Raw genomic sequence first — 561 nt, 5'->3', positions numbered from 1 at the left:
GGTAACTTTTATTTGCAGAATAAATTGAAAACTAACATTCGCATAATTTATAACAATTAAGTACAGAACAAAAGAAATCTTGTTTTTAATAAGAAACTCGTGGGGTCAATGCCATCACCATCTGGTTACTGTCCAAATAACAGTTCATTATCATTCTTGCGGTTTCTCCGACGTCGTTTCCACTTAAAGTTCTGCATCGTTCAGAAACTCTCCAGGTATTGTTAGGCACGTCAGTGATGATGCCGTAAGACTGAACGTTGGGATTAATGGATCCGTCTACAGCCATCACGTTGTATTTTCCCAGCATACACATAGCGAATGCATTCATTTGTGGACTTTGAGGAAGTTGTCTGGCTTGTCTAGCAGCTTCGATGCTCTCATTACTGACTCCACTCTTAGCTCCACAGTCTGCTTCATAAGCATGAAAATCATCGTCTATTGACGCAGCAAAGCTACCAAAAACAGCTGGTGCTAAAAAAACAACGGCACAAATCAAGTATATCTTCATGTTTCCGCAACGAAGCAAGTCTAACGACTATCGTAGGTCTATTCTATCCGAGC

1 protein-coding gene is annotated in these 561 nt (G+C 40.3%); it reads right to left on the bottom strand.

Annotation, left to right across the window (positions count from 1 at the left end; translation table 11 throughout):
- Positions 1 to 85: 85 nt before the first annotated feature.
- A complete protein-coding gene (locus G3A47_RS23235; protein ID WP_166926647.1) occupies positions 86 to 526 on the bottom strand; it encodes a pheromone/general odorant binding protein in 441 nt (146 codons plus the stop codon).
- Positions 527 to 561 lie beyond the last annotated feature (35 nt).

The sequence above is a fragment of the Flavobacterium poyangense genome (genome assembly GCF_011751075.1).
GTDB lineage: Bacteria > Bacteroidota > Bacteroidia > Flavobacteriales > Flavobacteriaceae > Flavobacterium > Flavobacterium poyangense.
The sequence above is the reverse complement of the archived record's forward strand: the minus strand, read 5'-3'. Positions and strand labels throughout refer to the sequence as shown.